2 protein-coding genes and 2 tRNA genes are annotated in these 2,862 nt (G+C 38.6%); all 4 read left to right on the top strand.

Translation table 11 applies throughout. From position 1 onward, the window contains the following. A tRNA-Glu gene (locus tag F928_RS16385) sits at positions 1 to 76 on the top strand. 128 nt (positions 77 to 204) lie between these two features. Continuing rightward, positions 205 to 1,626, top strand: coding sequence for an amino acid permease (locus F928_RS16380; protein ID WP_002116873.1), 1,422 nt, complete (start codon positions 205 to 207; stop codon positions 1,624 to 1,626). A 120-nt stretch (positions 1,627 to 1,746) separates the two neighbouring features. Beyond that, a complete protein-coding gene (locus F928_RS16375) occupies positions 1,747 to 2,646 on the top strand; it encodes a PGAP1-like alpha/beta domain-containing protein (protein WP_002117099.1) in 900 nt (299 codons plus the stop codon). A gap of 121 nt (positions 2,647 to 2,767) precedes the next feature. After that, a tRNA-Glu gene (locus tag F928_RS16370) sits at positions 2,768 to 2,843 on the top strand. Positions 2,844 to 2,862 lie beyond the last annotated feature (19 nt).

Raw genomic sequence — 2,862 nt, 5'->3', positions numbered from 1 at the left:
GTCCCTATCGTCTAGAGGCCTAGGACATCGCCCTTTCACGGCGGTAACCGGGGTTCGAATCCCCGTAGGGACGCCATATTCTGCTTTAAAAATTATAAAAAGACTCTATCGTCACCTTACTGTTTATTCTTTATCTCTTTCTAGATTGCACATTTGTCTATTTTATCTAAAATAGCGTCTTTCTTAATTCTCTCAATGTGTAATATGCAGCCATCTGACAATCAACTAGATGCTCATCAGCATCAGAACAGTACTGCACCTTTAAAAAGAGCCATGAGCACTCGCCATCTTGTGATGTTATCACTGGGCGGAGCGATCGGAACTGGTCTATTTTTAGGTTCAGGGGAAGTCATTTCACAAACTGGAGCTATTGGCGCAATTATTGCCTATATTCTTGGTGGCGCGATCGCTTACATGGTCATGCTTTGCCTAGGAGAACTCGCTGTACACATGCCTGTTTCAGGTTCTTTTGGTGCCTATGCCAAAAAATATATCAGTCCAAGTACTGGCTATATGATTTCTTGGATGTACTGGCTCACATGGACTGCAACGCTTGGAACCGAATTCACTGCCGCTGCCCTACTCATGCAAGAATGGTTTCCACAGATTTCTATGTGGATTTGGACAATTATTTTTGCAGTTACTATCTTTGGCTTAAATATTAGTTCAACGCGTATTTTTGCTGAATCTGAGTTTTGGCTGGCTCTTGTTAAAGTCGTTACTGTCATTGCCTTTATCGTGCTCGGCCTATTAGCAATTTTTGGTTTAATTCCATTCCATGGTGCGCAAACTGCTCCACTCTTTAGCAATCTTACGGCTCAAGGCTGGTTCCCTCATGGTTTAATTCCTATTTTTACGACCATGCTGATTGTTAACTTTGCTTTCTCAGGAACCGAATTAATTGGTGTAGCAGCTGGCGAAACAAAAGATCCGGCTCAAAATGTACCAAAAGCGATTAATGCCGCGATCTGGCGTCTACTTATTTTCTTTGTGGGTACCATCATTGTCATTAGTGCCTTACTCCCATTCCAACTCGCAGGTCTAGGCGGTGATGGTGTAAGTAGCAGTCCTTTCGTAACCGTATTCAATTATATTGGCATTCCATATGCGGATGACATTATTAGGTTTGTAATTATCACAGCTCTGCTTTCAGCAGCCAATTCTGGCCTATATGCAGCTTCACGTATGATGTGGTCGCTGTCAGAACAAAAATTGCTACCTAGTGTGTTTGCGACTTTATCAAAAAGTGGAACACCAATCGTAGCTCTAGTTGTAACCATGTTCGGTGCAATTCCAGGTTTATTATCAGAGCAATTTGCACCTGAGACTATTTTTAAGAATCTGCTTGGTGTAGCGGCTTTTACCATGGTCATTGTATGGATGAGCATTTGTTTAAGTCAGTTCAACTTCCGCCGCCAATGGTATAGATCAGGACATACAGTTAAAGACTTACAATATGCTGCGCCTTTATTCCCTATTGTGCCAATTTTAGGTTTTGTTTTCTGTTTTATTACTTGTTTGAGTATGGCAGCAGACCCTGAAATGCACGCTGGTTTTGTAGGCTGTCTTATTTTTACAGCTTTATGTTATGTCAGTTATTTTATTTTTTATCGTAATAAAGACTAAACCCGTCGTTATTCAATTAAAGTGTAGCAAAAAGCTACACTTTTTTTTGTCTATATACTGGTTTTAAACAACATACCGTTGTAGATTAAAATTTATATTAAAAACAAAATCTTGTATAGAATGAAAATTATATTTATCCACGGGATGAATCAACAAAACTACACAGCACACCGCTTGAAAGAGCATTGGTTAAAAGTGTTTAAGCTTGGCCTAAAACAAATGCCTTGCAGAGTTAATGTCCGCGATCTTCATATTCACATGCCATTTTATGGCGACTTAATGACCAAATACCAGTTAAGTAACCAATTAGACCTTAACACGTTATTACCTAAATCATTTTTTAATAATTATTTCCCTATTAACGTACACCCAAGTAATCCTCCTACTAGAGAGCACACTCCATTTGTTCCGTTGTTACGCCCCTCAACCGATCAAACTGATAAAAGCTTCTCAGAACGGCTTTATCTCACTTCTCAATTAGTTAAAGATCGTGTACTGAAAGAACTAGTTGTTTTATTAAATAACTTTCCTAAACTGCATGAAAGTTTGATTCAACAATTCCTCATCGAAACCTATATGTATCTATCTAATCCAGAGTTTATGGAGGAAGTACATCAAAGAATTTTAAAGAAAATGCGAGAAGACGAAGATTATATTGTGGTCGGACACTCTCTCGGTTCAGTTATTGCTTTCCAATTATTATCAGATCCCTCTTATCAATTCTCAGTTAAGCGTTTTGTCACCTTAGCTTCTCCTTTATCTTTTCGCGTAATTCAAAGTAAGCTCCCGAGTCCAATTTCTAGACCGCCATGTATTTACGGTGATTGGTTTAATTTTTACTCTCAAGATGATTTTTTAACTGCTTTTCCATTGTGCGAAGCCCCATTTAATTTTGAACCTGCCATTATTAATCAGAAAATTTATACTTTCGCCAACCAGCCTCATGAGATTTTAGGGTATCTACAACATCCGTCGGTCATAAAGGCAATTATTGAGCCTTTTCAGAAAAATGAAGGCTAAATGTATATATTTTCTACAATTTGAGTTATTTTTAATCGCTTGACTGTTTTTTTTAATATTTCTTCAGAAAACTATTTGACACTTTTATTAAATCGACCTAATATACGCCCACCTCTGAAACGTCCCTATCGTCTAGAGGCCTAGGACATCGCCCTTTCACGGCGGTAACCGGGGTTCGAATCCCCGTAGGGACGCCATATTCTGCTTTAAAAATTA

This window comes from Acinetobacter pittii ATCC 19004 = CIP 70.29 (genome assembly GCF_000369045.1).
In the GTDB taxonomy this organism is placed as follows: domain Bacteria; phylum Pseudomonadota; class Gammaproteobacteria; order Pseudomonadales; family Moraxellaceae; genus Acinetobacter; species Acinetobacter pittii.
Note: the sequence above shows the minus strand (reverse complement) of the source record. Positions and strands in the feature narration are given on the sequence as shown.